Source organism: Stenotrophomonas sp. JAG2 (assembly GCF_041080745.1).
GTDB classification, from domain to species: domain Bacteria; phylum Pseudomonadota; class Gammaproteobacteria; order Xanthomonadales; family Xanthomonadaceae; genus Stenotrophomonas; species Stenotrophomonas maltophilia_AA.
In genome coordinates this window covers 1-26,558 of record NZ_JBEUMH010000016.1, presented here as the reverse complement: position 1 = coordinate 26,558, position 26,558 = coordinate 1, and the positions used below count along the sequence as shown (strand labels likewise).

The window sequence follows — 26,558 nt, the reverse complement described above, 5'->3', positions numbered from 1 at the left end:
ACCACCTCAACGGGCGAGGTCCTGCACTGCCGGGCCTTGCCATCAAGGTGGAGTCATCGAAAGCTGCCCCATCGCGCGCAGCGCAGAAAGGGTCAGCGGCGCGGGCAGCGCATCCGGCGGGAACCAGCCCAGTGCAAGCAACGCTTCCGGTTCCTTCACTGCCGCGATGGATGCATCCCGCGTGCGCACGACATACACCGGCGCCACCCAGTGCTGCCCCAGCGCCGGTTCGAAGTGATCCACGACGCACAGCAGCCGTTCGACGGTCACCTCGAGTCCGGTTTCTTCCAGGACTTCGCGCACCACGGCATCTTCGACCTTCTCCATCCAATCGACCTTGCCACCGGGCAGGCCCCAGTGGCCCTGTTCGGGCTGACGCCCGCGCTGGACCAGCAGGATCGCGCCATCGGCGCGCTGGATGACGGCACCGCAACCGAGGCGGGGTTGCTGCAGCGCAGGGGACTCGGACATCAGGCATCTCCATGACAGTGCCTCATTATCCCTCTCCCCGCGGAAACCGCGCCCACGAAAAAGGCCCGGCAATGCCGGGCCTTTCCTGCCACGCCGATCAGGCGCGTGGCGATGCGGTCACGCTGGGATTACCAGCTGAAGCGCGGGCCGACCGACCATTCCTTGTCACCGTGGCGATCCATCTTGATGTCGCCGTTGATGCCCCAGTTCTGGTTCAACTTCACCTGGCCACCCAGGCGGCCGTAGAACTGGCCATCCGGATTGACGCCGTGCTTCTTGCTGTAATCCTCGTAGCCGGCCATGGCATAGACTTCGGCGTGCTGGCCGAACGCGGTACGGATACCGGCTTCAGCGCTGTAGCCGTTGAAGTCCAGGCCTTCCTTCGGGTCGAACTTGTTGTAGGCAACGCGACCCACGAAGTCGGTGCTGTTGCCGATTTCCTGGTTGTAGCCCACGCCGACGCGCCACTGGTCGATCTTGAAGTCACCGATGTCGGTCTTCTGCTGGTTGTACTCACCGAAGGCGTGGAAGTTCGGGTGGAAGGCGTAGGAACCCTTCACGCCCCAACCATCGGCCTTGCCGCCGTCTGCGTCGGTCTTGACGTAGTCAGCTTCAGCGTAGTTGTAGGACAGGCCTTCAGCCGCCGAAGCGGTGAACGGGAGGGCGGCAGCCAGGGCCAGAGCAATCAACGAAGTCTTCATGGGGGTACACCTTTATGTCTTGGACTACTTGCACCCGGCATGGAGGCCGGACTGCATCGGGAATGTAAATTCTCCGTTATTCGACACAACCCGCCCTGAAGTTGACCGCCTGCACAAAAGTGAATTTTGGGGCGGCGTTCAGACGCGCTCTGGCATACGCGCGTGGCTTTTTCCAGGCGATGAAGGCGTGAATGCCCGTAGCGCGCGATCGTCACGCGGGCAGCAGATGCGGGGGAAAGGCCACGCACGGGAGCCGTGCGGGAAAGGACTCTGGTCACGACGGTGCCCTTGCGGGGCGTCACGCGCTGGGGAAGCCGCTCTTGGGGAGTAATCGGCTAACGCGTCCATCCTCCTGAATGCACCGAGGTCCGTGCCGTGGGGCGTTGGACCGCAGGGCGCCATGGGGCGTCCTGCCCGGCACCGCCATCATGGGCTGGATGCGTCAGCTGAACCATCAGGAAGTTCCTCACTCTGATTCGGATTTTTCTGACCCCCCCGGACCCTCGGCCGGGTGCGGGGCCGGCCCCGCTGAATGGGATCACCCGGGTCCGCCCAGAGTGTTCACCCGCCGCAAAGGGCCTCGAGCGCAGTGTCGATCGTCCGCCCCCTGGTTCGTCGTATGCCTTGAAGGCGCCCATCCTGGCGCGCCATCCGGAGCGTTGTCATGGCTTATATCGATGGTTTCGTACTGGCCGTCCCGACCGCGAACAAAGACAAGTTCCTCGAGCACGCCCGCATGGGCGATGCGATCTGCATCAAACACGGTGCGCTGCGCGTGGTGGAGTGTTGGGGGGATGATGTTCCGCACGGCAAGCAGACCGACTTCCATCGCGCGGTCGAAGCGAAGGAGGACGAGGCGGTGCTGTTTTCCTGGATCGAATGGCCGGACAAGGCCACGCGCGATGCCGGCATGCAGAAGATGATGGAAGACCCGCAGATGAACCCGGAGAACAATCCGATGCCGTTCGACGGCAAGCGGATGATCTACGGCGGCTTCGTGCCGGTGATGGAATTGAAGCAGTGATACGGGCGCCGGGGTCGGCCCGGGCCAGGCGGACCTGTTGGCGCAACGCCGCTTGAGTCGGCGCTGGAGCACCGGCATGCTCGGTGCTCCAGGCTGGCAGGTAGCGCGCGCCATGATGACGATGCCGCCCGCGGGGCCGCCGTCATCAAGGAGCGATCGGTATGGCAGCAGTACGTCCGGGGATGTTTGGTTGTCTGCTCGCAGCCGCGCTCGGGCTTGGCGTGATCGCCAGCCGGCCGGCCCGGGCTGAAGGGCCGGGGCTGGCGCAGTACCAGCGCGCCGAACGCGTGCTGGACCAGCAGCTGCGCGGCAAGGTCCGCAATGCCACGGTGGTGCCGCGCTGGCTCGACGATGGCCGCTTCTGGTATCCACGCCAGGATGAGCACGGCCGCACGAGCTACCTGCTGGTCGACCCTGCCGCGTCCACGCGCACCGAACTGTTCGACAGCGACACGATGCGCAGCACGCTGGCGGCCGCCGGCATCGTCGATCCGGACAGGGTGATGCAACAGGTGGAGGCGGTCGCCCGCAGCGGCGATGACGTGCGGATCACCCTGCGCGTGGATCCACAGCGGCGGGTCGCGTGCGTGCTGCCTGCGGGCTGCGAACTGCAGTCGGCAGCAGTCGCCGATCCCCGTGATCTGCCGGCACCGGATGGGCGGCACAGCGTGCGGGTCGAGCAGCACAACCTGTGGCTGCGCAGCGTTTCCGACGGCAGCCGACGAGCACTGACCGTGGAAGGTGAAGCGTCGCACGGCTACGGGGTGCTGCCCGATTTCGCCCTGCGCGGCATTCCGCAACGGGAAGGGCGGCTGCAGATGCCGCCCTTCGCGGTCACGTGGTCGCCGGACAGCCAGCGCCTGTTCGGCGTGCGCTATGACGAGCGCCAGGTGCTGCCCTATCCCTATCTGGCGACGGCCCCGACCGATGGCTTCCGCCCGGTCGTGCACGAGGTGCGCCTGGGCCTGCTCGGGGACGCCGAGCAGGTGCGCGACGCCTGGTTCGTCACCGAGGTGGACGGTAGCGGCACGCGCCACATCGCCGTTCCCGATGGCTGGCACACGCTGACCGAGGCGGGGGTGCTGGGCTGGTCGGCCGATGCCGGCAAGGTCTACACGGCGATCATGCGCCATGACGCGCCGGCACGCCTGCGCCTGGTCGAGGTGGACGTGCGCACCGGCCGCGTGCGCACCGTGCATGAGGAGACCAGCGATACCCGCGTGCAGCTCAACACCTACCCCTACAACCGGCCAGCCGTGCACGTTCTGCAGCGCGGCGACGGCATCGTCTGGTTCTCGCAGCGCGATGGCTGGGGCCATCTATACCTGATCGACCGCCGCGATGGCCGCGTGGTCCGCCAGCTGACCCGCGGCGAATGGCTGGTCCGTGATGTGGTCGGCGTCGATGAGGCGCGTCGCCAGGTGCTGTTCACCGCCGGCGGGCGCGAGCCCGGCGATCCGTATCAGCGCCGCCTGTACCGCGTGTCGCTGGACGGCGGCGCCCCGGTCCTGCTCACACCGGAAGCGGCCGACCATGCGATCGATGGCGGCGCCGGCGTGCTGATGGGGGGCCGTGCGTCCACGCTGCTGTCACCCTCGGCCGCCTACGTGGTCGACAGCTACTCGCGGGTGGACCTCGCGCCGATCAGCGTGCTGCGTTCGACCACCGATGGGCGCGTGGTGCTGGAACTGGAACACGCCGATGACCGCAGCGTGCGTGCGGCCGGCTGGGTGCCGCCGCAGCGGGTAAGCGTGCTGGCCGCCGACGGCCGTACCGAACTGCAGGCGACGGTGTACCTGCCGCCCGGCTACAGCGGGACCGGACGCCATCCCGTGATCGATGCCATGTACGGTGGACCGCATATCACCAACGCCCCGGTCGGTTTCGTCGACGCCACCGCCACGATGAATCCGGTCGCGCGTTCCAGCCTGGCCCAGCTCGGCTTCGTCGTGGTGAGCATCGATGCGCGCGGCACGCCCGGGCGTTCCAAGGCCTTCCACGATGCCAGCTTCCTGACCGCAGCCGATCTGCAGCTGGACGATCATGTCGCGGCCATCCGCCAGCTGGCCACCCGTTATCCGGGCATGGACCTGAGCCGCGTCGGCATCTATGGGCACTCCTTCGGCGGCTACAGCGCAGCGCGTGCCCTGCTGCGCCACCCGGCGTTCTACAAGGTCGGCGTGGCGTCGGCCGGCAGCCACAGCTTCCAGGGCATGTACGGCGGCGCGATCCATGGGATGGACCGGCTGGTCGGCGGCCAACCGGTCTATGCCGACGGTACCGCGGTGCGCCCGCAGCCCGATGCGGTGCCCGCACTGTTCCAACCGCTGGCCAACGATGCGCTGGCCGACCGCCTGCAGGGCCGACTGATGCTGGTCTACGGCGATCTGGACGAGAACGCCATGCCGGCGCTGACCCTGCAACTGGCGCGGGCGCTGACGCTCGCCAACAAGGATTACGACCTGCTGTACCTGCCCAACCAGGACCACGAGCTGTTCCGCAACGACGACTACTACATGCGCCGGATGTGGGACTACTTCGTCACGCACCTGATGGGCGCGACGCCACCGCCGTATCGGATCGGAGTGGCCGCCTCGCCGTGAGCCGAGCGGCGATCAGCGATGCGCGTCCGAGGTGTCATCCGCGCCACCGCCCACGCCACCGCCGCCCATTCCTCCCATGCCGCCACCGCCACCACCACCACCACCACCTTTACCGCCGCCCTTGTCACCCGCATCACCCTTGCCCTTCGCACCGGCCGAGGGCCGTGCCGGGCCTTGGCGCGGGATGATGACGGCGGCGGGGATGGGATCGAGATCCAACGCCTGGCGAATGAAGTCGCGCAGCGACACCACCAGTTCGGCGGTGGGAACGAGGCGGCCCTGGGCCATCTCGTTGGCGGCGTGCGCGGCCAGGCGCACCTGCTCATCGGTGCCCAGCAGGATGATGTCCGACAGCGCTGCTTCCACCGCATCACGGATGCGACGCGCACGCTCGCCGCCGATCTCCGCGTCCGCCGGCAGGTGCAGTGCATCGCCGTCTTCGCCTGTTTCTGGCAGCGCGCGGAAGTCCCGACGATGGCGTGGATCGACATCAAGCGTGCCGGTGAATGAGCCCCCGAGCACCTTGTACGCCGCGATCAGCGTGCGCAGCCGCTCGTTGATCTGCCGGTTCTCGCGCTCGCGGCGCTGCTGCATGGTCTGCATGACCAGCAGCCGGATGCCGACGCCGATCAGGGTGATGACCGCCAGGCCGACCAGGGTCGAGAGCATGGCCTGCCAGGAACTGAAGTCGAGACCGCGCATTGCATCTTCCCGTGGACGTCCGCGGAGCAGGTTAGCAAGAGAGGCAGGGAGGGACCGTCAAGCACCTGGCCGCAGGGGCAGGATCTGACGAAGGGGCGGGACAGTCAGGACAGGAACCGGGAGTCTGATCGCAGCGTGACGCGATGCACTCGACCGGGATGCCAGGAGGCAGTGGGCGGGCACAGGCCGACCCCGCCATGCCACTCCCGCCCTCAGGCGGGAGCAGCACGTTGCAACTTGCTTACTTGCGCGCGCGCTTGGCCGGCGCCTTGCGGGCAACCGGCTTGGCGGCAGCACGCTTGGCCGGGGCGGCTTTGCGGGCCGGAGCCTTCTTCGCCGGAGCCTTCTTGGCCACAGCCTTCTTGGCGGTCGCGACCTTCTTGCCGACGGTCTTCTTGGCCGCGGTGGTCTTCTTGGTCACGGCCTTCTTGGCCGTGGCGACCTTCTTGCCGACCGACTTGCGGGCGACGGCGGTCTTCTTGCCGGCCACCTTCTTGGCGGTCGCGGTCTTCCGGGTCACGGCCTTCTTGGCGGTCGCCGACTTCTTGGCAACAGCCTTCTTGGCGGTGGCGACCTTCTTGCCGACGGTCTTCTTGGCGACGGCGGTCTTCTTGCCGACTACCTTCTTGGCCGCTGCGGTCTTCTTGGTCACGGCCTTCTTGGCGGTCGCCGACTTCTTGGCAACGGCGGTCCGGGCAGCGGCGACCTTCTTGCCGACGGTCTTCTTGGCGGCGGTGGTCTTCTTGGTCACGGCCTTCTTGGCGGTCGCGGTCTTCTTGGCGACGGCCTTCTTGGCGGTGGCGACCTTCTTGGTCACGGTCTTCTTGGCGGCGGCAGCCTTCTTGGTCACGGCCTTCTTGGCGGTCGTGGCCTTCTTGCCGGCAGCCTTGGTGGTCTTGGTCACGGCCTTTTCAGCGGCGGCCTTCTTCTTGGCGACCTGCTTCTTGATCGCGGTGACTTCGGCCTTGGCGTTCTTCTTGGCCGTTTCCAGCTTCTGCTTGGCGGTGGCCAGGGTCTTGCCGACCGACTTGGCCGCCTTGTCAGCCTTCTTGGCGACGGTCTTCTCGACCTTGGTCACGGCCTTCTTGACCTTGGCGACCTGGGTGGTGGCAGCCTTGCGTGCGCGCTTGGCGGTCTTCTTCACCGAAGCGACGGCATCTTCCGCAACGTGTGCGATGGTCTCGCCGACGTTGGTGGCGGTTTCTTTTGCATCTTCGACGGTCTGCGAGAGAACCGTGGTCACACCATTACCGTTGCTCATTGAGTGCCTCCTAAGGGGCCTGGTTAGTCAAATCGCTGGCGATGCTATACCGGCGCGGTCCATCGTGGAACGGTCTTGATGCGATGCACGTGCCAAGCCGACAGTAGCACCCCCATCGGCGGCAGCAAGCAATGCACCAGGCGCTTGCACGAAACCCCTTGAAAACAGCATTGCCGTTCCAGTGCGTGGTGCACGCCGTGTGTCTGGATGCGCATCTCCGCCGCATCCGATGATTCGACAATTGATCGTCGCACCTGATCCATTCCCCGCCTCCGCACCCGGCATTTGCGCTGGTTTCGATGGCAGTGGTGCGCGTTGCCGACGCACGACGAGGGTGCGATCGGGCGTCACCGGATGCATCGCGGCAGCCACGTCCGGTCCTCCACATCGGCTGCCTCTGCACCCCGACCGTCGGCCTGCCGACGTCGTCGGGAACGCTGCGGCCGCGTCGGGTTTCATCCCGGGTTTAGCCGGTTGCGGACACACTCATTCAGCTTGAATTACCGTATACCTGTTTTCCCTGCCCCCGCCCCCTCCGACACGGAACCGCCGGACATGCGACCGCTCCCGACCCTGCTCACGCTCGCTCTCGCCGCTGCCTTCGGCGGATTCACCGCCACGGCCATCAACGCGCACCTGGACAACCGTGCCGAAGCGGCACCGGCCGCGTACACGATCCCGACCACGGCCGCGCTGCCCGCGGCGGTCGCCGGCCAGGCGGTACCGTCACTGGCGCCGATGCTGGAGCGGGTGATGCCGGCGGTGGTCAGCGTCAACACCAAGCAGGTGGTGCGCGTGCGCAACCCCTACTTCAACGACCCGTTCTTCCGCCGCCTGTTCCCGGAAGTGCCGCAGGAACGCATCAACGAATCGTTGGGCTCAGGCGTGATCATCGATGCTGCCGAAGGCCTGGTGCTGACCAACCACCACGTCATCGACAACGCCGACGACGTGCAGGTGACGCTGGCCGATGGGCGGACGGTGAAGGCTGAATTCATCGGCTCCGATGCCGATACCGACGTTGCCCTGATCCGTATTCCGACCGGCAACCTGACCGAGATCAAGCTGGGCGACAGCGCGCAGCTGCGCGTGGGCGACTTCGTGGTGGCGATCGGCAACCCCTTCGGTTTCAGCCAGACGGTCACCTCCGGCATCGTCTCGGCGGTGGGCCGCAGCGGCATCCGCGGGCTGGGCTACCAGAACTTCATCCAGACCGATGCCTCGATCAACCCGGGCAATTCCGGCGGCGCACTGGTCAACCTGCAGGGCCAGCTGGTCGGCATCAATACCGCCAGTTTCAATCCGCAGGGCAGCATGGCCGGCAACATCGGCCTGGGCCTGGCGATTCCCTCCAACCTGGCGCGCGACGTGGTCGATCAGCTGGTCAAGCACGGCGTGGTGGTGCGCGGCACGCTCGGCATCGAGACGCAGAACCTGACCCAGCAGATCGCACAGGGCCTGGGCCTGACCGAGACGCGGGGCGCGCTGGTCACCCGCGTGCTGGCCGGTTCCAGTGCCGCCGCTGCCGGACTGAAGCCGGGCGATGTGGTGGTGTCGGCCAACGGCCAGCGCGTGGACAGCGCGCAGGCGCTGCACAACGTGGAAGGCCTGCAGCCGGTAGGCAGCACGCTGACCCTGGATGTGCGCCGCGAGGGCAAGCCGCTGCAGATCAAGGCCACGCTCAAGGAGCAGGCGCGGGCGGTCAATGGCGAGTCGCTCGATCCGCGCCTGGGCGGCGCCACCTTCGTCGATCTGCCCGAGTCGCTGCGCCAGGCCGGTGTCAGCGGGGTATTGGTCAGTGACGTCAAACGCGGCAGCCGCGCGGCCAACTCCGGCCTGCAGCAGGGCGATGTGATCACCGCGGCAACGGCAGGTGAGTTTGCCGATCTCGCCAGCTGGCGCGCCAACTTCCAGCAGCGTCCGGCCCAGCTGGTGCTGCGCATCATCAGGGGCAACGGCGGTGGCCAGCTGGTGATGCGCTGAACGCAGCGGCTGCCGTAACGTCGCTTACACCCGGCCGGTGCTATTACCTTGTGTTCGTTGCCGTCGGATCGTCCGCGGTCACCTTCCCCATCGCATAGCAGGAGATACACGATGAGCCCCACCAATACCGAGAACCTGAAGGAACACCTGGGCGAAGCCGGCTCGCACCTGAAGTCGGCCGCCACCGCTGCCGGCGGTGCGATCAAGGGCGCCACCGGTGCTGCCGGTGATGAGCTGCGCATCGGCAAGGCCAACGTCAAGGCCGAACTGTCCGATACCGCGCTGTCCGGCCTGGCGGCTGCCGAGTTCGGTGGCGCCGCTGCCAAGGAACAGGTCGATGCACTGATGGACAAGGGCAAGGACCTGGTCGACAGCGCTGCCGAACTGATCCGTGAGCGTCCGCTGGCATCGTTCGGCGTGGCCTTCGCGGCCGGCTGGATTATCGCCAAGCTGGCCCGCAGTGGCGGCGACAAGTAAGCAGCGGCGTGAGCGATCAAGCCCAGTCGAACGCTGCCGGTGGCGCGGATATCCCGCCACCGGACAGCGGTGAAAAAGCACCGCGCCTGGACGAGAGCATCCGCCAGGTCGGTGAGGCCGGCCGTGAGACGGTCGATTCGGCCAAGCACACCCTGCGCTCCCTGCGACGGTTGGCCTCGGCCGACTTCGCACTGGCGCGCAGCGCATTTGGCCGGGCATTGGCCTGGGCGGGCGTGGCGATCGTGTTCGGCGCATCGGCCTGGTTGTTGCTGGCCGGCACGCTGATCGCCCTGATGCAGCGTTGGGGCCTGTCCTGGTTCCATTCGCTGTTGATCACCTCGATCGTCAGCCTGCTGGTGACCGGCTATGCGATGTGGCGGGTGTCGTTCTTCTTCCGCCATACCGGCATGCATGCCACACGCCGCCAGCTGTCGCGGTTGGGGCTGTATGACGAGCCCAGCGATGAAGATCCCGATGCCGACGTCGACACCACGGGGGTGAAGCGATGAACTTCGAAGCCTTGCGGCAACGCGTCCAGCGCGCCGAGCTGGTGGTGGCTGTGCGGGTGGAGAAAACCCGCAGCAACTGGTCCACCCTCAGCACCGTCTGGCGTACCGGATGGACACCGCTGCGCATCATTACCGTGGGTCTGGCCGGCGGTTTCCTGGCCGGCAAGCTGGAGCCCACCGGCCTGGGCGCGAAGGTGCAGGGCGCGCGGTGGCTGCAGATGATCGGCTCGGTCTCCAATCTGGTGGCCAGTACCCAGGCCGCGTTCGCCTCGATGCAGGCCAGCGAAGCGGCCGATACCGCCGAGCAGGCGGCTGACAAGGTGGATGAGGCCACCGATGAGCCGCCGCGTCAGGCGGCTCCGACGCCTACGGCCCCGGCAACGGCCCGGCTCAGCCCGGAACGCCGCGCGGATCCGGCCTCGCCGCATCAGCCGCAACCGGCCGAAGCCGCCACGGACCTGTCCGAACGCTGATCGCAGCGCGGTCGGCCGCAACATCCGAAGGCCCTGCGGCACCCGTCGCGGGGCCTTTCTTCGTCTGCACGCACCCCACACGCCATGCGCACCCGGCTTGCCCAATAATGGCGCTCCTTTCCAGTGTGCGATCCGAATGAGCGTCCCGGTTCCCCCGTCTGCCGAAGCCGTCGTCGCACCGCCCGCGCCGCGCCCGCGCGCCCCGATGTCGCTGGTGATCCTGGCCACGCTGGCCGTCGCCTTCACCTTGTGGGCGGCACAGGACGTGGTGCTGCCGATCCTGCTGGCGATGTTCTTCGCGCTGGTCGGCAACCCGATCCTGCGGATGCTGCAGAAGATCTGGATTCCCCGGTTCCTCGGTGCGGTGCTGGTGCTCGGCGTCGGCCTGAGTGGCGCCGCCGCGCTCGGCGTGCAGCTGGTCGGCCCGGCGATGGAGTGGGCCCAGGAAGCACCGCAGCAGCTGCGCAAGGTCGCCCGCCAGGTGCAGAACCTGACCAAGCCGGTGCAGCAGGCCAACCAGGCCGCCGAGAACTTCGCGCGCGTCGCCGGTGGCGAAGGCAGCCGCCGCGTGCAGATCGTGCGCACCCAGCTCGATGATCCCTACAAGGTGCTGACTCGCGCGCCACGCCTGGCCGCCTCGGTGCTGGCGGTGGTGCTGCTGACCCTGTTCTTCATGATCTACGGGCAGAACCTGCAGAAGCATGCGATCGCGCTGTTTCCCAACCGCCAGCAGCAACGCTTCACCACGGACATCCTGCGCTCGATCGAGCGCGAGGTTTCCCGGTACGTCCTGACCATCACCGTGATCAACACGCTGGTCGGCCTGGTGTTCTCCGGCATCCTGCTGCTGCTCGGCATTTCGCTGCAGGAGGCGCTGCTATGGGGCACCGTGGCGGCCCTGCTGAACTTCGCGCCCTACGTCGGTCCGCTGATCGGCGTGGCGCTGATGCTGCTGATGGGTTTCGTGGAGTTCAGCGATCCCTTCAAGGCATTGCTGCCCGCGGCCTGCTACCTCGCGCTGCACACCATCGAAGGCCAGGTGGTGACCCCGATCGTACTGGGCCGGCAGATGGCGATCTCGCCGCTGATCCTGATCCTGGCCCTGATGGTGTTCGGCTGGCTGTGGGGCATGGTCGGCCTGCTGCTGGCGGTGCCGCTGCTGGTCTGCATCAAGCTGGTGCTGGCGCGGCTGGATGGCACCCAGGGCTGGGCCAAGCTGCTGGAATAAGCAGTCAAGGCCAAGGATACGGCTGGCCGCGCGATCCCCGGTGCTGCCAGAATACCGGCACCTTTTCGGATGGATCCCGGCCCTGATGTCTTCCCTCGCTACCCGTTGCCTGGCCCTCGCCGGCCTTGTCACCCTCGCTGCCCCGACGTTGGCCGCACCCCCGCCCAGCGCCGAGGTGGCCAGCCGCCAGCTGGTCGAGGCGGTCACCTGCAAGCGTCACCTGACGCCTGCGCAGTTCGCCGCGATGGCGAAGGTGCTCAAGCCGACCGAGCTTCAGGCGTACGGCGAGCTGTCCGATGGCGAGTATGCGCTGACCACACCGCTGCTCGTGCTGGGCCAGCCAGTGAACCGCCTGCACCTGTACGACGGTGCCAACGGCGAGGACAGCATCGACAGCTATACCGCCTACTTCAGCACAGCCGGTATCGAACAGATCGCAACGCTGGCGAAGATTCCGCGCAACGAAGCCGGCGACTACACCTTGGAAGTAGGCCGCCACGACCTGAGCGTGCGGCAGGACGAGGGCCAAGCCTCCATCGCCTGCTCCTACGACCTGCGCTGAAGCACCTCACCTCGGCCCTGCGCGCGCCATGAAAGCCCGCGCGCGCAGGCGTAGAATGGCGGGGTGAATTTCCCAGTCCAAGCCATCACCCTCGACCTCGACGACACCTTGTGGCCGTTCGCCCCCATCGGCGCCCGCATCGACCAGGTGTTGTACGAGTGGATGCTCCAGCACAGCCCCGCGACCGCCGCGATGTACCCGGTGGCCGCGATGCGCGAACTGCGCGAGCGCTCCTTCCATGACAACCCGCACCTGCACTACGACCTGAGCGCGCTGCGCCGGTTGACGCTGAGCGAGGCGCTGGAGAAAAGCGGCGCCGATCCGGCCCTGCTCGAACCGGCCTACGAGGCGTTCTACGCCGCGCGCAACCAGGTCGAGTTCTATCCGGATGCGATGGACGCGCTGGCCCGGATCGCCGCGCGCGTGCCGGTCGCCGCGCTCAGCAACGGCAATGCCGACCTGCAGCGGATCGGCGTGTCCCACCACTTCACCTTCCAGCTCGGCTCGCGCGAGCACGGCGCCGCCAAGCCCGCGGCGAGCATCTTCCATGCGGCCTGCGAGCGCCTCGCGGTGGCTCCGGCCCACGTACTGCACGTCGGCGACCACGCCGAGATGGACGTGGTCGGTGCGATGCAGGCCGGCCTGCGCGGCTGCTGGATCAACCGCGAAGAACACCCCTGGACCCATCCTTCACTGCAGCCCGATCTGCAGTTCGACACCCTGACCGGGCTGGCCGACTGGCTGGATGCGAACGCATCCGCCCAGCACGCGTAAGCCGCCGCCCAAGGAGCACTCGAGTCCCATGTCCCAGATCAACGGTTTCACGTCCGATACCTCGCATGCGCTGCCGCTGCATGTGATGACCCGCGAGCAGTACGCCGGCTGGCGTGCGCAGCAGTCCGACGCGCTCGGCGCGTGGCTGGACGCGCAGCGCTTCAACGGCAGCGGTGGCAGCGTGGTGCTGCTGCCGGGCGAGCACGGCCTGGCCGGCGCGATCGTCGGTGTCGGCGACCCGGGCGATGTCTACAGCTACGCGCATGCGCCGTTCGCGCTGCCGGAAGGCACTGTCTGGACACTGGCGGATGCCCTGGCACCGGAGATCGAGACCCTGCTGCAGATCGGCTGGGGCCTGGGCAGCTACCGCTTCGCGCGCTACCGGAAGCCCAACCGCGCGCCGGCCCAGCTGGCCACGACCCCCTCGGCCGAAGTGCGCGACGTGGTCGCGGCCAGCCTGCGCGTGCGCGACTGGGTCAACACCCCCACCGAGGACATGGGTCCGCAGCAGCTCGAAGATGCCGCACGTGAACTGGCCACGGCCCACGGCGCGCAGATCGAGGTGATCACCGGCGATGCGCTGCTGGAGCAGAACTTCCCGTCCATCCACGCCGTGGGCCGCGCCTCGCATCGCGCGCCGCGGCTGATCGTGCTGCGCTGGGGCAGCGCAGGCCAGCCGCACGTGGCGCTGGTCGGCAAGGGCGTGTGCTTCGACACCGGCGGGCTGGACATCAAGCCGGGCGATGGCATGCGCAACATGAAGAAGGACATGGGCGGCGCCGCGCACGCGCTGGGCCTGGCCGGGTTGATCATGGCCCAGCAGCTGCCGGTGCAGCTGACCCTGCTGATCCCGGCGGTGGAAAACGCGATCGGTCCGGATGCGTTCCGTCCGGGCGAAGTGATCGCCACCCGCAAGGGCCTGAGCATCGAGATCGACAACACCGACGCCGAAGGCCGGGTGATCCTCGCCGATGCGCTGACCTATGCCAGCGAGCAGCAGCCGGAGATCGTGCTCGATTTCGCCACCCTGACCGGCGCGGCCCGCATCGCGCTCGGCCCGGATCTGCCGGCGCTGTTCAGCAACGACGACACCCTGGCCCAGCAGTGGCTGGAGGCCGGTGAATCGGTGCGCGATCCGGTCTGGCGCATGCCGCTGTGGCGCCCGTACCTGCGCTACCTGCACAGCAACATCGCCGACCTGGCCAACGCCGGTTCGCGCATGGCCGGCTCGGTCACCGCCGCGCTGTACCTGGAGCGTTTCATCGCCGAAGGCCAGACCTGGGCGCATCTGGATGTCTACGCCTGGAACGACGGCGAACGCCCGGGCCGTCCGGCCGGTGGCGAAGCGCTGGCGCTGCGTTCGGCGTGGGCGATGCTGAAGACGCGCTACGCCTGAGGCGCCGCGTCTCACGTGTGACCCCGACGATCCCCGCTCCGGCGGGGATCGTCGTTTCTGAAGAGTTGTCGAAAATGTGAATATCGGCGTGCGCCGGGTTCTGACACCATGCCCCTGTCGCCCACCCACACGCATCGTGAAGGCAGGAATCCGGACATGTCGCTCTTCGGCTATACCCGCGCTGGTCGCGAACCGGGCGCCCCACGCCCTCCATCACCGCTGCTGTGGATCGCGCTGATCGCCCTGATCGCGGGTGGTCTGGTGCTGGCCTTCGCCTGGCTGGCCGGCTGGATCGGTCGCGACCGCGTCACCGCACAGACCTTCACCGATGCCATCGAAGCGACCGGCCCACCACAGCCGGGCTTCCGTCGCGCGCACACCAAGGGCGTCTGCGTCAGCGGCGTGTTCCAGGGCACGCCGGAGGGCGCGGCGCTGAGTTCAGCGCGCGTGTTCCGCCAGCCCCGGGTGCCCGTGCTGGGCCGGCTCTCGATCGGCGGCGGCGATCCGCATGGCGCCGACAACAAGGCCCGCGTGCGCAGCATGGCGCTGCAGCTGGTCAGCGATGACGGCCAGGAATGGCGCATGGCGATGAACAGCTTCCCGTTCTTCGCGGTGCCCACCGCCGAGGCCTTCCTCGAGCAGACCCGTGCGGGCATCCCGGACCCGGCCACCGGTAAACCGGATCCGGCGAAGATGGCGGCCGTGCTGGAGAAATACCCTTCTGCGCGTGCCTTCCAGCAGTGGGCCAAGACCGCCCCGTGGTCGAACAGCTGGGCCAACACCGCCTACAACGGCGTCAACAGTTTCCGCTTCACCGCCGCCGATGGCAGCCACCGCTTCGTGCGCTGGAGCATGCGCCCGCAGGCACCGTTCGAGGACATGACGCCGGAACAGCGCGCGCAGTCCGACGATGATTTCCTCAGTGAGGAGTTCGCGCAGCGGCTGGCGCAGGGCCCGGTGCGCTGGGACATGTGGGTGACCGTCGCCAACGATGGCGACCCGGTCAATGATCCTTCGCAGGTGTGGCCGGAAGACCGCCGCCAGGTGAAGGCCGGCACGCTGACCCTGAGCAGCATGCAGCCGCAGGCCACCGGCGCCTGCCGCGACCTCAACTACGATCCGCTGATCCTGCCCAGCGGCGTGGCCGGCACCGATGATCCGATCCTGGCCGCGCGTTCGGCGGTGTATTCGCAATCGTTCAATCGTCGTGAGCGCGAAATCGCCCGCGGCAAAGCGCCCGCCGCCACGGGCAAGGAAGGTGCGCGATGAACCGTGATGCCGGCCATTTCAATCTTCTCGCCCGCGTCCTGCACTGGCTGATGGCGGCGATGATCCTGACCATGCTGTTCGTCGGCGTGACCATGGTCGCTTCGCTGCACTGGCGGCCGATGCTGATCGACCTGCACCGGCCACTCGGCATCGCGATCCTGCTGCTGGTGCTGGTGCGGCTGTACAACCGCCTGCGCCACCGTCCGCCGCCGCTGCCGGCCGACCTGCCCGCCTGGCAGGCCGCGGCCGCGCATGCCTCGCACTGGGTGCTGTACGGATTGATGCTGGCGATGCCGCTGGTCGGCTGGGGCATGCTCTCCGCCGGCGGCTATCCGATCGTCATGGGCGGCGGCGTGCACCTGCCGGCGATCCTGCCGCACAACCCGGCGCTGTACGCGGCCCTGCGCAACGCGCACAGCCTGCTGGCCTATGTGTTGTTCGCCACGGTGGTGATGCATCTGTCGGCTGCGCTGTTCCACCTGTGGGTGCGCCGCGATGGCGTATTCCAGGCGATGGCGAAGGGACCGGAGAAAGAGCGCAACGACGATGCCGGTTAAATCAGGCTGCCTGTCATCCTGGTAGCCACCGACCGTTGGTCGGTGGGATCGGATCGCATGCATCGCTGGCACCCCGGTAGTGCCGGCCAGCGGCCGGCACTACAGCCAGCCTTTCTGCCGCGCCAGCCGATACGCCTCGATGCGGTTGGCCACACCCAGTTTGCCGATGCACTCGGACAGGTAGTTGCGCACCGTCCCGTGCGAGAGCCCGAGCTGGGTGGCGATCTCGCTGGCCGAGCGTCCGTCGCCGGAAAGCCGCAGCACCTGGCGCTCGCGGTCGTTGAGCGGATCGGCCTGCGACCAGGCGTCCAGCGCCAACTGCGGGTCGATCGCGCGGCCGCCGTGCTGCACCTGGCGCAGTGCATCGGCCAGGCGTTCGGCCGGGGCATCCTTGAGCAGATAGCCGCAGACGCCGGCATCCAGCGCGCGGCGCAGGAAGCCGGAGCGCGCGAAGGTGGTGACGATCACCACCTTGATCGGGAGTCCCTGACGGGCGATCCGCTGCGCCAGTTCCAGCCCGGAAAGACCGGGCATTTCGATATCGGTGACCAGGATGTCCGGCTGCAGCTGCTGCAGCATCCGCCACGCGGCTTCGCCATCGGCGGCGCTGCCCAGCACCTCGATATCCGGTTCCAGCCCGAGCAGCGCTGACAACGCGCCGCGCACCATCGCCTGGTCTTCGGCGAGCACAATGCGGATCATGACGTGGCTCCGTCCGGGAGGGCATCGGGCGTGACCGGTGCCACGACCGGCGTAGTTGCCGCCGGCAGCGTGACCCGCACCGTCACGCAGGTGCCCTCGCCCTTCGCCGACTGCATCACCAGGGTGCCGCGCAGTGCCGCAACGCGTTCGCGCATGCCGGTCAGCCCGTTGCCGTCGACGTGGACACCACCGCGCCCATCGTCGCGGATCTGCATCAACAGGCTGCGCCCGTCCTGCTCGAAGGTGATCCACGCCTGCCGCGCCTGTGCGTGGCGGGCGATATTGGTCACCGCCTCGCGCAGGACCAGTGACAACGCCCGTTCGGTATCGACCGGCATCGGCGGCGGCGGCGCGTAGTGCAGATGCACATACTGGTACTCCAGCAGCAACCGGGCCGAGGCGAGTTCGGCCGCCAGATCGCTGGCGCGGATACCGGTGACTGCACTGCGCACTTCGGCCAGCGCCTGGCGCGCGATGGTCTCGGCCTCGTCCACCTCGCGGCGCGAGCCCACCGGATCGCGGTCGGCCAGCTTGCGCGAGAGCTCCAGCTTCAAGGTGATCAAGGACAGCGTATGCCCCAGCAGATCGTGCAGATCGCGGCCGATGCGCTCGCGCTCGGCGGTCGCCGCGAGCCGACGCACTTCGTCCTGCGACAGCTGCAGCGCCGCATCCTGTTCATGGCTGGCGGTCTCGAAGTTGACCACCAGGCTGATGATCATCGCCATGCTCGGGATCCAGATCAGCGCCTGCCACGGATAGTGGGCCAACAGTCCCACCACCACGAACAGCGCGTTCAATCCCACCAGCTGCAGCAGATAACGCCCATACCCACTGCGGCGCGAGACGCGCAGGGTGACGCAGCCGAAAATGAAGTAGCTCACCGCCGAGGGGTACCACGCCAGCGGCACCAGCCCCAGTACCACCATCGACAGGGCGTAGCGCGGTGCGTGGCAACGCGGTGCGAGCAGCACACCGGCGTACAGCACCAGGAAGACCGGGTAGGTCAGCAGGGTCAGCGCCGCCCAGCGCCAGGTGTAGCCACCGCCGAACAGCGGCGTCAGGAACACCCACAGCGTCCACAGCAGGTGGATCGCATCGACCCATGGCGATCTGCCGCGCCGCAGGTTCTCGGCCACGGCCGAATCCGGCGCGGGGCGCAACAGGGAGGCGAGCCGACTGGAGGACACGGGCGATTCCAAAGCAGAGCGATCAGGCGCGATCATGCCACTTCAGCCAACACGTCGCAGGCGACCCTGCCGTAGTGGACCTCGGCGTCCTGGAGACTGGCCAAGGACAACACAGAAGGCTCGGTCATGACGCACTCCCAGAGAAGACACCCACAGCGTCCGTCATCCGCGCTGCCAGCCCCAGTGGCCGGCGTCAGCCCATGCAGGTGACAGCTGTCACTGCCGCCGCGCCAAGCCGCCGGGCATGCTGTGCACTACCCCGGCCACCGTGCCGGTTTGCCCCCCGGCCGCCGATGCGGTCACACTCGGCCCGATTCCCCGTCCAGACTCACTGATGAACGCATCCGCTGAACTGCTCAAGGAACTCCGCATCGACCGCAAGGCCGGTTCGCCGCCGCCGTCGCCCCCGCGACGTGGCCGCTGGATCGTGCTGGCGATCGTCCTTCTCATCGTGCTGGCCTGGCTGGCCTGGTTCGTGTTCGGCCGCGAGCGCCCGATCACCGTGACCACTGCCCCGGTGGTGGCGATCCAGCAGGGCGGTGCCAGCAGCTCGGTGCTCGACGCCAGCGGCTATGTGGTCGCCCGGCGCATGGCCACCGTCTCGGCCAAGATCACCGGCAAGGTCCGCGAGGTGATGATCGAGGAAGGGATGCGCGTGGAAGAAGGCCAGATCATGGCCACGCTCGACCCGATCGATGCCAACGCGCAGCGCAGCCTTTCCGCCTCGCAGCTGGAAGCCGCGCGCAGCCAGCTGGCCGGATTGCAGGCGCAGGTCGCCCAGGCCGATGCCGAAGCCGGCCGCCTGCAGGCACTGGTCGGCCAGCAGCTGGTCTCGCGCTCGCAGTACGACCTGGCCATCGCCCAGCGCGACAACCTCCGCGCCCAGCTCAAAACCGCTCAACGCAACACCACCGTGGCCAGCGATTCGCTGGCGATCGCCGACCTCGGCGTGGACAACAACATCGTGCGCGCGCCGTTCTCCGGCGTGGTCACCGCCAAGGCCGCGCAGCCGGGCGAGATCGTCTCGCCGCTGTCAGCCGGCGGCGGTTTCACCCGCACCGGCATCGGCACCATCGTGGACATGGACTCGCTGGAGATCGAAGTCGAGGTCGGTGAATCCTTCATCGGCCGCGTGCAGCCGAAGATGCCGGTCGAAGCCACCCTTAATGCCTACCCCGACTGGAAGATTCCGGCCGAGGTGATCGCGATCATCCCGACCGCCGACCGCGGCAAGGCCACCGTGAAGGTGCGCGTGGCGCTGAAGACCAAGGACCCGCGCATCGTCCCGGAGATGGGCGTGCGGGTCAGCTTCCTGGAAAGCGCCCAGCCCACCGAAGCCGCCAAGCCGCAGGGCGTGCGCGTACCGGCGGCGGCGATCGTGGAGCGCGACCAGAAGACGGTCGCCTTCGTGGTCAAGGACGATGCGCGGGTGGAACAGCGCGCGATCACCGTGGGCACCACGCTCAACAACGACCGCCAGGTCACGCAGGGCCTGAGTGCCGGCGACGTCGTGGTGACCTCACCACCGGCCGAACTGCACGATGGCAGCAAGGTCACCGAAACCCCCTGACGGGCCAGCAGCTGCGTCACGCGAGCCGCCCCACGCTCGCGGCAAGTGCGACTCCCTCGTGCCGTCACGGCGCGCACGGTGGCGGCTGGCCGTCACCGCGGAACACGGCGGCCTTCGCCAGGACGCGCCGCATGCCTTTTCTCACTGATCCACGGAGAACCACCCATGTCCACCCTGGTTTCGCTCCGCAACATCACCAAGACCTACCAGCGCGGCCCCGAGAAAGTGCAGGTGCTGCACGGCATTGATCTGGACATCCAGTCGGGCGATTTCGTCGCGTTGATGGGCCCGTCCGGTTCGGGCAAGACCACCCTGCTTAACCTGATCGGCGGGCTGGACACGCCCACCGCGGGCGAGATCGAGATCGAGGGCGAGCGCATCGACCGCATGAGCGGTGGCCAGCTCTCGACCTGGCGCAGCCACCACGTCGGCTTCGTGTTCCAGTTCTACAACCTGATGCCGATGCTGACCGCCCAGAAGAACGTGGAGCTGCCGCTGCTGCTGACCCACCTGGGCGCGGCGCAGCGCAAGCGCAACGCCGAGATCGCGCTGACCCTGGTCGGCCTGGCCGACCGCCGCAGCCACCGGCCGAACGAGCTCTCCGGCGGCCAGCAGCAGCGCGTGGCGATCGCCCGCGCGATCGTCTCCGACCCCACCTTCCTGATCTGCGATGAGCCCACCGGCGACCTGGACCGCCAGTCCGCCGAGGAAATCCTGGGGCTGCTGCAGCAGCTCAACCGCGAACACGGCAAGACCATCATCATGGTCACCCATGATCCCAAGGCCGCCGAGTACGCCACGCACACGGTGCACCTGGACAAGGGCGAACTGGCCGACGCGCCAGCGGCCCACTGACGGAGGATGCGGCGATGAAATACTTCTCGCTGGTCTGGGCACAGCTGTTCCGCAGCAAGACCCGCACCCTGCTCACCTTGCTGTCGGTGGTGGCGGCCTTCCTGCTGTTCGGCATGCTCGATTCGGTCCGGGTGGCCTTCAACTCCGGTGGTGACACCATCGAAGGCGCCAAGCGGCTGGTGGTGTCTTCCAAGCTGTCGATCACCCAGAGCCTGCCGTTGCGGCTGCTGCGCGACATCGAAGCCACGCCGGGGGTGCGCAAGGTCAATTACGCGATGTGGTTCGGCGGCATCTACCAGGACCAGAAGAACTTCTTCCCGAGCTTCTCGGTCTCGGACAACTACATGGACCTGTACCCCGAGTTCGAACTGCCCCCCGAGCAGGCCGAGGCGTTCAAGAACACCCGGACCGGCGCGCTGGTCGGTGAAGCGCTGGCCAAGCGCTTCGGCTGGAAGGTCGGCGACACCATTCCGATGCAGGCCACGATCTTCCCGCGCAAGGGCAGCAACGACTGGCCGCTGGAGCTGAGTGGCATCTACCGGGCCAAGGACCGCAACAACGCCGGCGCGGAGAACCAGCTGCTGCTGCACTGGAGCTACTTCGACGAGTCCAACGATTACATCAAGAACCAGGTCAGCTTCTACACCGTGCAGCTGGACAACCCGGCGCATGCCTCACGCGTTGCCCAGGCGATCGACGCGCTGTCGCTGAACTCCGACCACGAAACCAAGTCGCAGACCGAAGCCTCGTTCTCGCAGGCCTTCGCCAAGCAGTTCGCCGATATCGGCCTGATCGTCACCGGCATCATGGCGGCGGTGTTCTTCACCCTGGTGCTGCTGACCGGCAACACCATGGCTCAGGCAGTGCGCGAGCGCATCCCGGAGCTGGCGATCCTCAAGACGCTGGGCTTCAAGGACGGCACGGTGCTGGTGCTGGTGATGGTCGAGTCGGTGCTGCTGATCGTGCTCGGTGGGCTGATCGGCATGGGCCTGGCCTCGGTCGTGATGCCGGTGATCAGCGCCAGCAGTCAGGGCATGATCAGCCTGCCCGGCGTGCCGGCGCAGACGTGGGTGATGGCACTGGGCCTGATGGCGGTGATCGGAATCGTGGTGGGCCTGCTGCCGGCATTGCGCGCGCAGCGGTTGAAGATCGTCGATGCACTGGCCGGGCGCTGAGGAGACCACCATGAACAAACAATGGATGTGGAACGTACTCACGGTGGTGGCGCTGCTGGTCGCCCTGGTGGTGTGGATCGTGCTGCCGTGGTGGATGGTGCTGGCGATCGCCGTGCTGTTGGCTGCCTGGCTGGTGCTCACCCGCACTGGCCGGCTGTCGCTGGCGGCCGCGCGGATCGGCATCGCCAGCCTGCCGCAGCGTTGGGGTGCCTCCTCGGTGATCGTGGTCGGCATCGCCGGGGTAGTGGGCGTGCTGGTGGCGATGCTGGCGATGGGCGATGGCTTCAAGGCCACCCTGGAGCGCAGCGGCAGCGATGACGTGGCGATCGTGCTGCGCGGCGGCTCGCAGGCCGAAACCAACTCGGTGATCATGCGCGACCAGGTCCCGCTGATCGAGAACCTGCCCGGCGTGGCCCGCGGCAGCGACGGCAAGCCGCTGATCTCCGCCGAGCTGTCGCAGGTGATCAGCCTGCTCTCGCGCAGCGACCACAGCGATACCAACGTGCAGTTCCGCGGTGTCGGCGAGCAGGCGTGGGCGGTGCGCGACAACGTGCGCATCATCGCCGGCCGCAGGTTCAAACCGGGCCTGCGCGAGATCGTGGTCGGCAAGGGCGCGCAGGCGCAGTTCGAGGACCTGGAGATCGGCAAGACCCTGCAGCTGGGCAAGCAGGAATGGACGGTGGTGGGCGTGTTCGCCTCCAACGATGTGCACGAGTCGGAGCTGTGGTCGGACACCCAGACGCTGTCGACCACGTACAACCGCAGTGCCTACCAGTCGGTCAACGTGCGCACCGAAGGGGCGGCGGGCTTCCAGCAGTTCAAGGCAGCCATGGAGGCCGACCCGCGCCTGAAACTGGATGTCGAGACCACCCGCGACTACTACCGCAAGCAATCCGGCGGCCTGAGCAAGCTGATCAGCATCCTGGGCACGGTGATCGGCGCGATCATGGCGATCGGCGCGGTGTTCGGTGCGCTCAACACGATGTATGCGGCCGTGGCCACGCGCGCACGTGAGATCGCCACCATGCGCGCGATCGGATTCCGCGGCGTGCCGGTGGTGACGGCGGTGATGCTGGAGACGATGCTGCTGGCCCTGCTGGGCGGTCTGCTCGGTGGGCTGGTGGCCTGGCTGGTGTTCAACAACTACACCGTCTCCACGCTGGGCAACAACTTCAGCCAGGTGGTGTTCCAGTTCCAGGTTTCCCCGCAGCTGCTGTGGACGGGCCTGAAGTGGGCGCTCGGCATCGGACTGGTCGGCGGCCTGTTCCCGGCGCTGCGCGCGGCGCGGCTGCCGATCACCACGGCATTGCGCGAGACCTGAGCGATACGTTTGAACAACGCGCGTGCGCGTGATCGCGCACGCGGAATAGCAAGTCTGGAACCGCACTTGCAAGAGTGCGGTTCTTTTTTTGTGCGTGCGTGTTCACTGCACGTTTAGCTGTCGGTCGCGCAGCTGTACGCACGCTGCGACGCCACGCGTCACGCACTCAAGTTGCTTCGCGCATCGCCGCTATTGCTGCCTCGGCCCACCGCGATGGTGCTGTTTTCTCCGCACCACACGACGATGCGAAAAAGGTTTCGTCTGAATGCGTGGATTTGTCAGCCATCGTTCATTTACAGCGCTTTTTACGCTTTCAAATGAAAGTAAAAATTTTGAAAAGTCATTAGACTCCCGCCCCCCACGTCGTGGTGTGTTGTTCCCCACGCCGCCCGAACGGGCGAATGTTTTTACAGAGAAAGAGAAACGCACGGATGTATTTGAAGACCAATCCGCTGCGCAACGCGATCGCCATCGCGCTTGTCGCCAGCTGCAGTGCCCCCGCCTTCGCACAGAGTGCCGATGACGGCACCACCAACCTCGATCGCATCGAGATCACCGGCTCGCGCATCCGCCAGGCCAGCGTCGAATCCGCCCAGCCGGTCGTCGCGCTGAACCGCGCCGAGATCGAGAAGAAGGGCTACGTCAACGTCGCCGACATCCTGCAGGACGTCACCGCCGCCGGTTCGCCGAGCATGAGCCGTGCCTCCTCGCTGGAATCCGGTCGCGACTTCGGCGGCATGTACGTGAGCCTGCGCAACCTGGGCCCGGAACGCAGCCTGGTGCTGATCGATGGCCGCCGCATGGGCGTCAGCGCCGGCGGTTACTCCGATCTGGCCTCGATCCCGTCCTCGATCGTGGAGCGCGTGGAAGTGCTGACCGACGGTGCCTCGGCGCTGTACGGCTCGGACGCCATTGCCGGCGTGGTCAACATCATCACCCGCAAGAACTTCGACGGCGCGGAAGTCAGCGCCTACGTCGGCCAGTACAGCGAAGGCGACGGCCAGAAGACCGCCTACAGCGCGACCTTCGGCAAGACCTTCGACCGCGGCTGGGTCACCGTGGGTGGCGAGTACACCGACGAAGATCCGGTCCTGGGTGGCGAGCGTGAGTTCACCGCGTACCCGAACGGCCCGCGCCACACCGCCGACGGCCTGAGCGGCGTCACCCCGTGGGGCTACGCGACCGTGGATGGCAGGAACCTCAGCGTGGGCCCGGGCGGCGATCCGACCCAGCTGGGCAACTTCACGCCGGCCGACAAGGCCAACGATGCCAACACCAAGACCAACATGAGCCTGCTCACCGGTCTGCAGCGCAAGTCGGTGTTCGCCAACGGTGGCTTCTCGATCACCGATGACCTGCGCCTGGTCGCCGATGCGCTGTACAGCGAGCGCGAGTCGAGCAAGCAGCTGGCCGGCTACCCGTACCAGAGCACCGGTTCGCGTGCGCTGCTGTCCAAGGACAGCGCGTTCAACCCGTTCGGCCGTGACGTGGCGTTCGCGCACCGCACCGAAGAACTGCCGCGCGGCACCGAGAACAACCTGACCACCAAGCGCGCCAGCCTGGGCCTGGAAGGCAGCTTCGAAACCGGTTCGCGTTACTGGGACTGGAACGTCAGCTACATGTACAACCGCAATGAAGGCGAGCGCATCGGCACGGGCAGCATGTACCAGCCGAACGTGAACCAGGCCGTGGGCCCGTCGTTCATCGATGGCCAGGGCATTGCCCATTGCGGCAGCGTCGGCAACGTGATCGCCGGCTGCACCCCGTGGAACCCGCTGGCCCCGATGGGGTACACCGGCCCGGGCTCGATGAGCAACCAGGATGTGCAGGACTTCCTGTTCACCCGCTTCACTGACAAGATGCAGAGCACCACCAAGGTGGCCAGCGCGAACATCTCCGGCTCGCTGTTCAGCCTGCCGGCCGGTGACATCCTGGGTGCACTGGGTGTCGAGCACCGCAGCGAAGAAGCCAGCTACTCGCCGGACCTGATGGTCCAGAAGGGCCAGATCGCCGGCACCACCGGCCAGCCGACCCAGGGCGACTACTCGCTCAACGAGGTCTACCTGGAACTGCAGGTCCCGCTGCTGGCCGACATGGCCTTCGCCCGCGAACTGTCGCTGGACATGGCCGGCCGCTACTCGGACTACAACAACTTCGGCGCGACCACGAACACCAAGTTCGGCCTGAAGTGGAAGCCGATCGACAGCCTGCTGGTGCGCGCCACCTACGGCACCGGCTTCCGTGCACCAACCGTGGAAGATCTGTACGGCGGCACCACCAGCACGCGTGACTCGTACACCGATCCGTGCGACACCACCTTCGGCGCGGCCGCCAACAACCCGCAGGTCCTGGCGCGCTGCCTGGCCAACGGTGTCCCGGCCAACTTCCGCCAGCTCGCCGCTGACGGCACCGCCGCGACGGTACCGGGCCAGCAGGGTGGCACGGACTTCAGCTCGGGCTCCAACGCCGCACTGAAGCCGGAAACCGCCAAGACCTGGACCGTGGGCGTGGTGTACAGCCCGGAGTTCGTCTCGGGCCTGGACCTGAGCCTGGACTGGTGGAAGATCCGCATCAACGACGTGATCGTCGGTGAGTCGGCCACGGACATGCTCAACCAGTGCTACGTGCTGGGCGTGGATGCCGCGTGCGACCGCTTCACGCGTGCCAAGTCGGGCCGCACCCTCGGCCAGGTCAACGGCCTGGACCGCACGCTGTTGAACGCGGGCTACCAGGAAACGGCCGGCTATGATCTGTCGGTCCGTTACCGTCTGCCGGAGCTGGCGATCGGCAAGTTCGCGGTCTCCTGGAACACCACGTACGTGGATTACCTGGAGCGCAAGAACGACAACGTCGACACCACCCCGGTGCGCCAGTACACGGGCTGGGAAGGCAACTTCCGCGTGCGTTCGAACCTCAATCTGGATTATCAGTACGGCAACTTCGGCCTGGGCTGGACGGCGCGTTACTACTCCAGCATGAAGGAGAACTGCGCTTACACGACGGAGTGCAGCAATCCGGGCTTCAGCTCGGCCTATACGGGCCAGCAGGGCATCAACAAGGTGGGTTCGAACACGTTCCACGATATCCAGGTGCGTTATGTGCTGCCGTGGAATGGCACGGTGTCGGTGGGCGTGAACAATGTGTTCGACCATCAGGGTCCGATCATGTACAGCCAGCCGAACAGCAGCTTCACGTACTACGGTGGGTTCGATATCGGCCGTTACATGTACATGAAGTACCAGCAGCGTTTCTGATCGGGTTCGCCTGATCAACCCTTTCTGATCTACGGCTTACTCTCTCCAAGCCGTCGAGTGGAAGTAAGACGGCGCCTTCGGGCGCCGTCTTTTTTTGTTCTCCGTTATTGGAGTAACGGCTCTTAGAGCAGTGGCCCTTAGAGCAACAGCTCTTGGAGCAACAGCTCTTGGAGCAACAGCGCTCAGAGCAACGGCCTTTAGTGCTGGACTCGCCCTGGCTTGGGCGGGCACGGGTGGGTTGTCGGGACCCGCTGCAAGTACGTCCATGTAAGCTCATATGCCGCCATCCATGGCGGCATATGGTCCCGCCAACCCACCCGTGCCCACCCTTTGACAGTGGGCTGGTGCGCAATGGGAAAGCGGCACCGCGGCTGGGGCTTTTGATCTGCTCTGCTCTGCTTTGACCTGCTCTGCTTTGACCTGCTCTGCTTTGGCCTGCTCTGCTTTGACCTGCTCTGCTTTGACCTGCTCTGCTTTGACCTGCTCTGCTTTGACCTGCTCTGC

Annotated in this window: 25 protein-coding genes; 18 read left to right on the top strand and 7 right to left on the bottom strand. The window is 67.0% G+C overall.

Annotated features, from left to right (window positions below; all coding sequences use genetic code 11):
• Positions 1 to 42 precede the first annotated feature (42 nt).
• A complete protein-coding gene (locus tag AB9O74_RS16905) occupies positions 43 to 471 on the bottom strand; it encodes an NUDIX domain-containing protein (RefSeq protein ID WP_369349991.1) in 429 nt (142 codons plus the stop codon).
• A gap of 128 nt (positions 472 to 599) precedes the next feature.
• Entirely contained in the window at positions 600 to 1,172 is a 573-nt protein-coding gene (locus tag AB9O74_RS16900) for an Ax21 family protein (protein WP_176990938.1), read from the bottom strand.
• Positions 1,173 to 1,836: 664 nt separating this feature from the next.
• Here AB9O74_RS16900 and AB9O74_RS16895 point away from each other — a divergent pair.
• Positions 1,837 to 2,196 carry a DUF1428 domain-containing protein gene (locus AB9O74_RS16895; RefSeq protein ID WP_369349990.1) on the top strand — a complete coding sequence of 120 codons (360 nt, stop codon included), beginning with the start codon at positions 1,837 to 1,839 and terminating at the stop codon, positions 2,194 to 2,196.
• A 161-nt stretch (positions 2,197 to 2,357) separates the two neighbouring features.
• The gene (locus AB9O74_RS16890; RefSeq protein ID WP_369349989.1) at positions 2,358 to 4,799 is read left to right on the top strand and encodes a DPP IV N-terminal domain-containing protein; all 2,442 of its coding nucleotides are present in this window, start codon (positions 2,358 to 2,360) and stop codon (positions 4,797 to 4,799) included.
• A 12-nt stretch (positions 4,800 to 4,811) separates the two neighbouring features.
• Here the strand turns inward: AB9O74_RS16890 and AB9O74_RS16885 are convergent, their stop codons facing one another.
• Entirely contained in the window at positions 4,812 to 5,501 is a 690-nt protein-coding gene (locus tag AB9O74_RS16885; protein ID WP_369349988.1) for a hypothetical protein, read from the bottom strand.
• A 241-nt stretch (positions 5,502 to 5,742) separates the two neighbouring features.
• Positions 5,743 to 6,762: a histone gene (locus AB9O74_RS16880; protein WP_369349987.1), complete on the bottom strand. Its 1,020-nt coding sequence runs from the start codon at positions 6,760 to 6,762 to the stop codon at positions 5,743 to 5,745.
• Between the two features lie 555 nt (positions 6,763 to 7,317).
• On the opposite strand from AB9O74_RS16880, the gene AB9O74_RS16875 reads away from it, so the two are divergent.
• From AB9O74_RS16875 to AB9O74_RS16830, 10 genes are all read left to right on the top strand, one after another.
• Positions 7,318 to 8,745, top strand: a complete 1,428-nt coding sequence (locus tag AB9O74_RS16875; RefSeq protein WP_369349986.1) for a Do family serine endopeptidase — start codon at positions 7,318 to 7,320, stop codon at positions 8,743 to 8,745.
• Between the two features lie 111 nt (positions 8,746 to 8,856).
• Positions 8,857 to 9,222, top strand: coding sequence for a hypothetical protein (locus tag AB9O74_RS16870; protein ID WP_019185548.1), 366 nt, complete (start codon positions 8,857 to 8,859; stop codon positions 9,220 to 9,222).
• A gap of 8 nt (positions 9,223 to 9,230) precedes the next feature.
• The gene (locus AB9O74_RS16865; RefSeq protein WP_176990933.1) at positions 9,231 to 9,731 is read left to right on the top strand and encodes a phage holin family protein; all 501 of its coding nucleotides are present in this window, start codon (positions 9,231 to 9,233) and stop codon (positions 9,729 to 9,731) included.
• Positions 9,728 to 10,204 carry a protein sip-5 gene (locus AB9O74_RS16860; protein WP_369349985.1) on the top strand — a complete coding sequence of 159 codons (477 nt, stop codon included), beginning with the start codon at positions 9,728 to 9,730 and terminating at the stop codon, positions 10,202 to 10,204. The genes AB9O74_RS16865 and AB9O74_RS16860 overlap by 4 nt, the downstream gene beginning before the upstream one ends.
• A 136-nt stretch (positions 10,205 to 10,340) precedes the next feature.
• Entirely contained in the window at positions 10,341 to 11,432 is a 1,092-nt protein-coding gene (locus AB9O74_RS16855) for an AI-2E family transporter (RefSeq protein ID WP_176990931.1), read from the top strand.
• Positions 11,433 to 11,517: 85 nt separating this feature from the next.
• The gene (locus AB9O74_RS16850) at positions 11,518 to 11,994 is read left to right on the top strand and encodes a hypothetical protein (RefSeq protein WP_176990930.1); all 477 of its coding nucleotides are present in this window, start codon (positions 11,518 to 11,520) and stop codon (positions 11,992 to 11,994) included.
• A gap of 63 nt (positions 11,995 to 12,057) precedes the next feature.
• The gene (locus tag AB9O74_RS16845) at positions 12,058 to 12,768 is read left to right on the top strand and encodes an HAD family hydrolase (protein WP_102788871.1); all 711 of its coding nucleotides are present in this window, start codon (positions 12,058 to 12,060) and stop codon (positions 12,766 to 12,768) included.
• 28 nt (positions 12,769 to 12,796) lie between these two features.
• Positions 12,797 to 14,164, top strand: coding sequence for a M17 family metallopeptidase (locus AB9O74_RS16840; RefSeq protein ID WP_369349984.1), 1,368 nt, complete (start codon positions 12,797 to 12,799; stop codon positions 14,162 to 14,164).
• A 156-nt stretch (positions 14,165 to 14,320) separates the two neighbouring features.
• Positions 14,321 to 15,433: a catalase family peroxidase gene (locus AB9O74_RS16835; protein ID WP_369349983.1), complete on the top strand. Its 1,113-nt coding sequence runs from the start codon at positions 14,321 to 14,323 to the stop codon at positions 15,431 to 15,433.
• Positions 15,430 to 15,990, top strand: coding sequence for a cytochrome b (locus AB9O74_RS16830; RefSeq protein WP_121044183.1), 561 nt, complete (start codon positions 15,430 to 15,432; stop codon positions 15,988 to 15,990). Before AB9O74_RS16835 ends, AB9O74_RS16830 begins: the two co-directional genes overlap by 4 nt.
• Before the next feature lie 99 nt (positions 15,991 to 16,089).
• Here AB9O74_RS16830 and AB9O74_RS16825 read toward each other — a convergent pair whose 3' ends face one another.
• The gene (locus AB9O74_RS16825) at positions 16,090 to 16,692 is read right to left on the bottom strand and encodes a response regulator transcription factor (RefSeq protein ID WP_123731154.1); all 603 of its coding nucleotides are present in this window, start codon (positions 16,690 to 16,692) and stop codon (positions 16,090 to 16,092) included.
• Positions 16,689 to 17,915, bottom strand: coding sequence for a sensor histidine kinase (locus tag AB9O74_RS16820; protein ID WP_369349982.1), 1,227 nt, complete (start codon positions 17,913 to 17,915; stop codon positions 16,689 to 16,691). Before AB9O74_RS16820 ends, AB9O74_RS16825 begins: the two co-directional genes overlap by 4 nt.
• A 298-nt stretch (positions 17,916 to 18,213) precedes the next feature.
• Here AB9O74_RS16820 and AB9O74_RS16815 point away from each other — a divergent pair, with 298 nt between their 5' ends.
• The 6 genes from AB9O74_RS16815 to AB9O74_RS16790 all read left to right on the top strand — a co-directional run bounded on the left by AB9O74_RS16815 (position 18,214) and on the right by AB9O74_RS16790 (position 26,054).
• Positions 18,214 to 19,449, top strand: a complete 1,236-nt coding sequence (locus AB9O74_RS16815) for an efflux RND transporter periplasmic adaptor subunit (RefSeq protein ID WP_369349981.1) — start codon at positions 18,214 to 18,216, stop codon at positions 19,447 to 19,449.
• Between the two features lie 165 nt (positions 19,450 to 19,614).
• The gene (locus AB9O74_RS16810; protein ID WP_369349980.1) at positions 19,615 to 20,304 is read left to right on the top strand and encodes an ABC transporter ATP-binding protein; all 690 of its coding nucleotides are present in this window, start codon (positions 19,615 to 19,617) and stop codon (positions 20,302 to 20,304) included.
• A gap of 14 nt (positions 20,305 to 20,318) precedes the next feature.
• On the top strand, positions 20,319 to 21,479 hold the full coding sequence (locus AB9O74_RS16805; protein ID WP_369349979.1) for an ABC transporter permease: 1,161 nt from the start codon (positions 20,319 to 20,321) through the stop codon (positions 21,477 to 21,479).
• A gap of 10 nt (positions 21,480 to 21,489) precedes the next feature.
• On the top strand, positions 21,490 to 22,800 hold the full coding sequence (locus AB9O74_RS16800; protein ID WP_369349978.1) for an ABC transporter permease: 1,311 nt from the start codon (positions 21,490 to 21,492) through the stop codon (positions 22,798 to 22,800).
• A gap of 98 nt (positions 22,801 to 22,898) precedes the next feature.
• Positions 22,899 to 23,147, top strand: coding sequence for a hypothetical protein (locus tag AB9O74_RS16795; RefSeq protein WP_369349977.1), 249 nt, complete (start codon positions 22,899 to 22,901; stop codon positions 23,145 to 23,147).
• An 84-nt stretch (positions 23,148 to 23,231) separates the two neighbouring features.
• Positions 23,232 to 26,054, top strand: coding sequence for a TonB-dependent receptor plug domain-containing protein (locus AB9O74_RS16790; RefSeq protein WP_369349976.1), 2,823 nt, complete (start codon positions 23,232 to 23,234; stop codon positions 26,052 to 26,054).
• 273 nt (positions 26,055 to 26,327) lie between these two features.
• Here AB9O74_RS16790 and AB9O74_RS16785 read toward each other — a convergent pair.
• Positions 26,328 to 26,558, bottom strand: a 231-nt coding sequence (locus tag AB9O74_RS16785) for a hypothetical protein (protein ID WP_369349975.1), incomplete at its 5' end; no start/stop codon positions are given.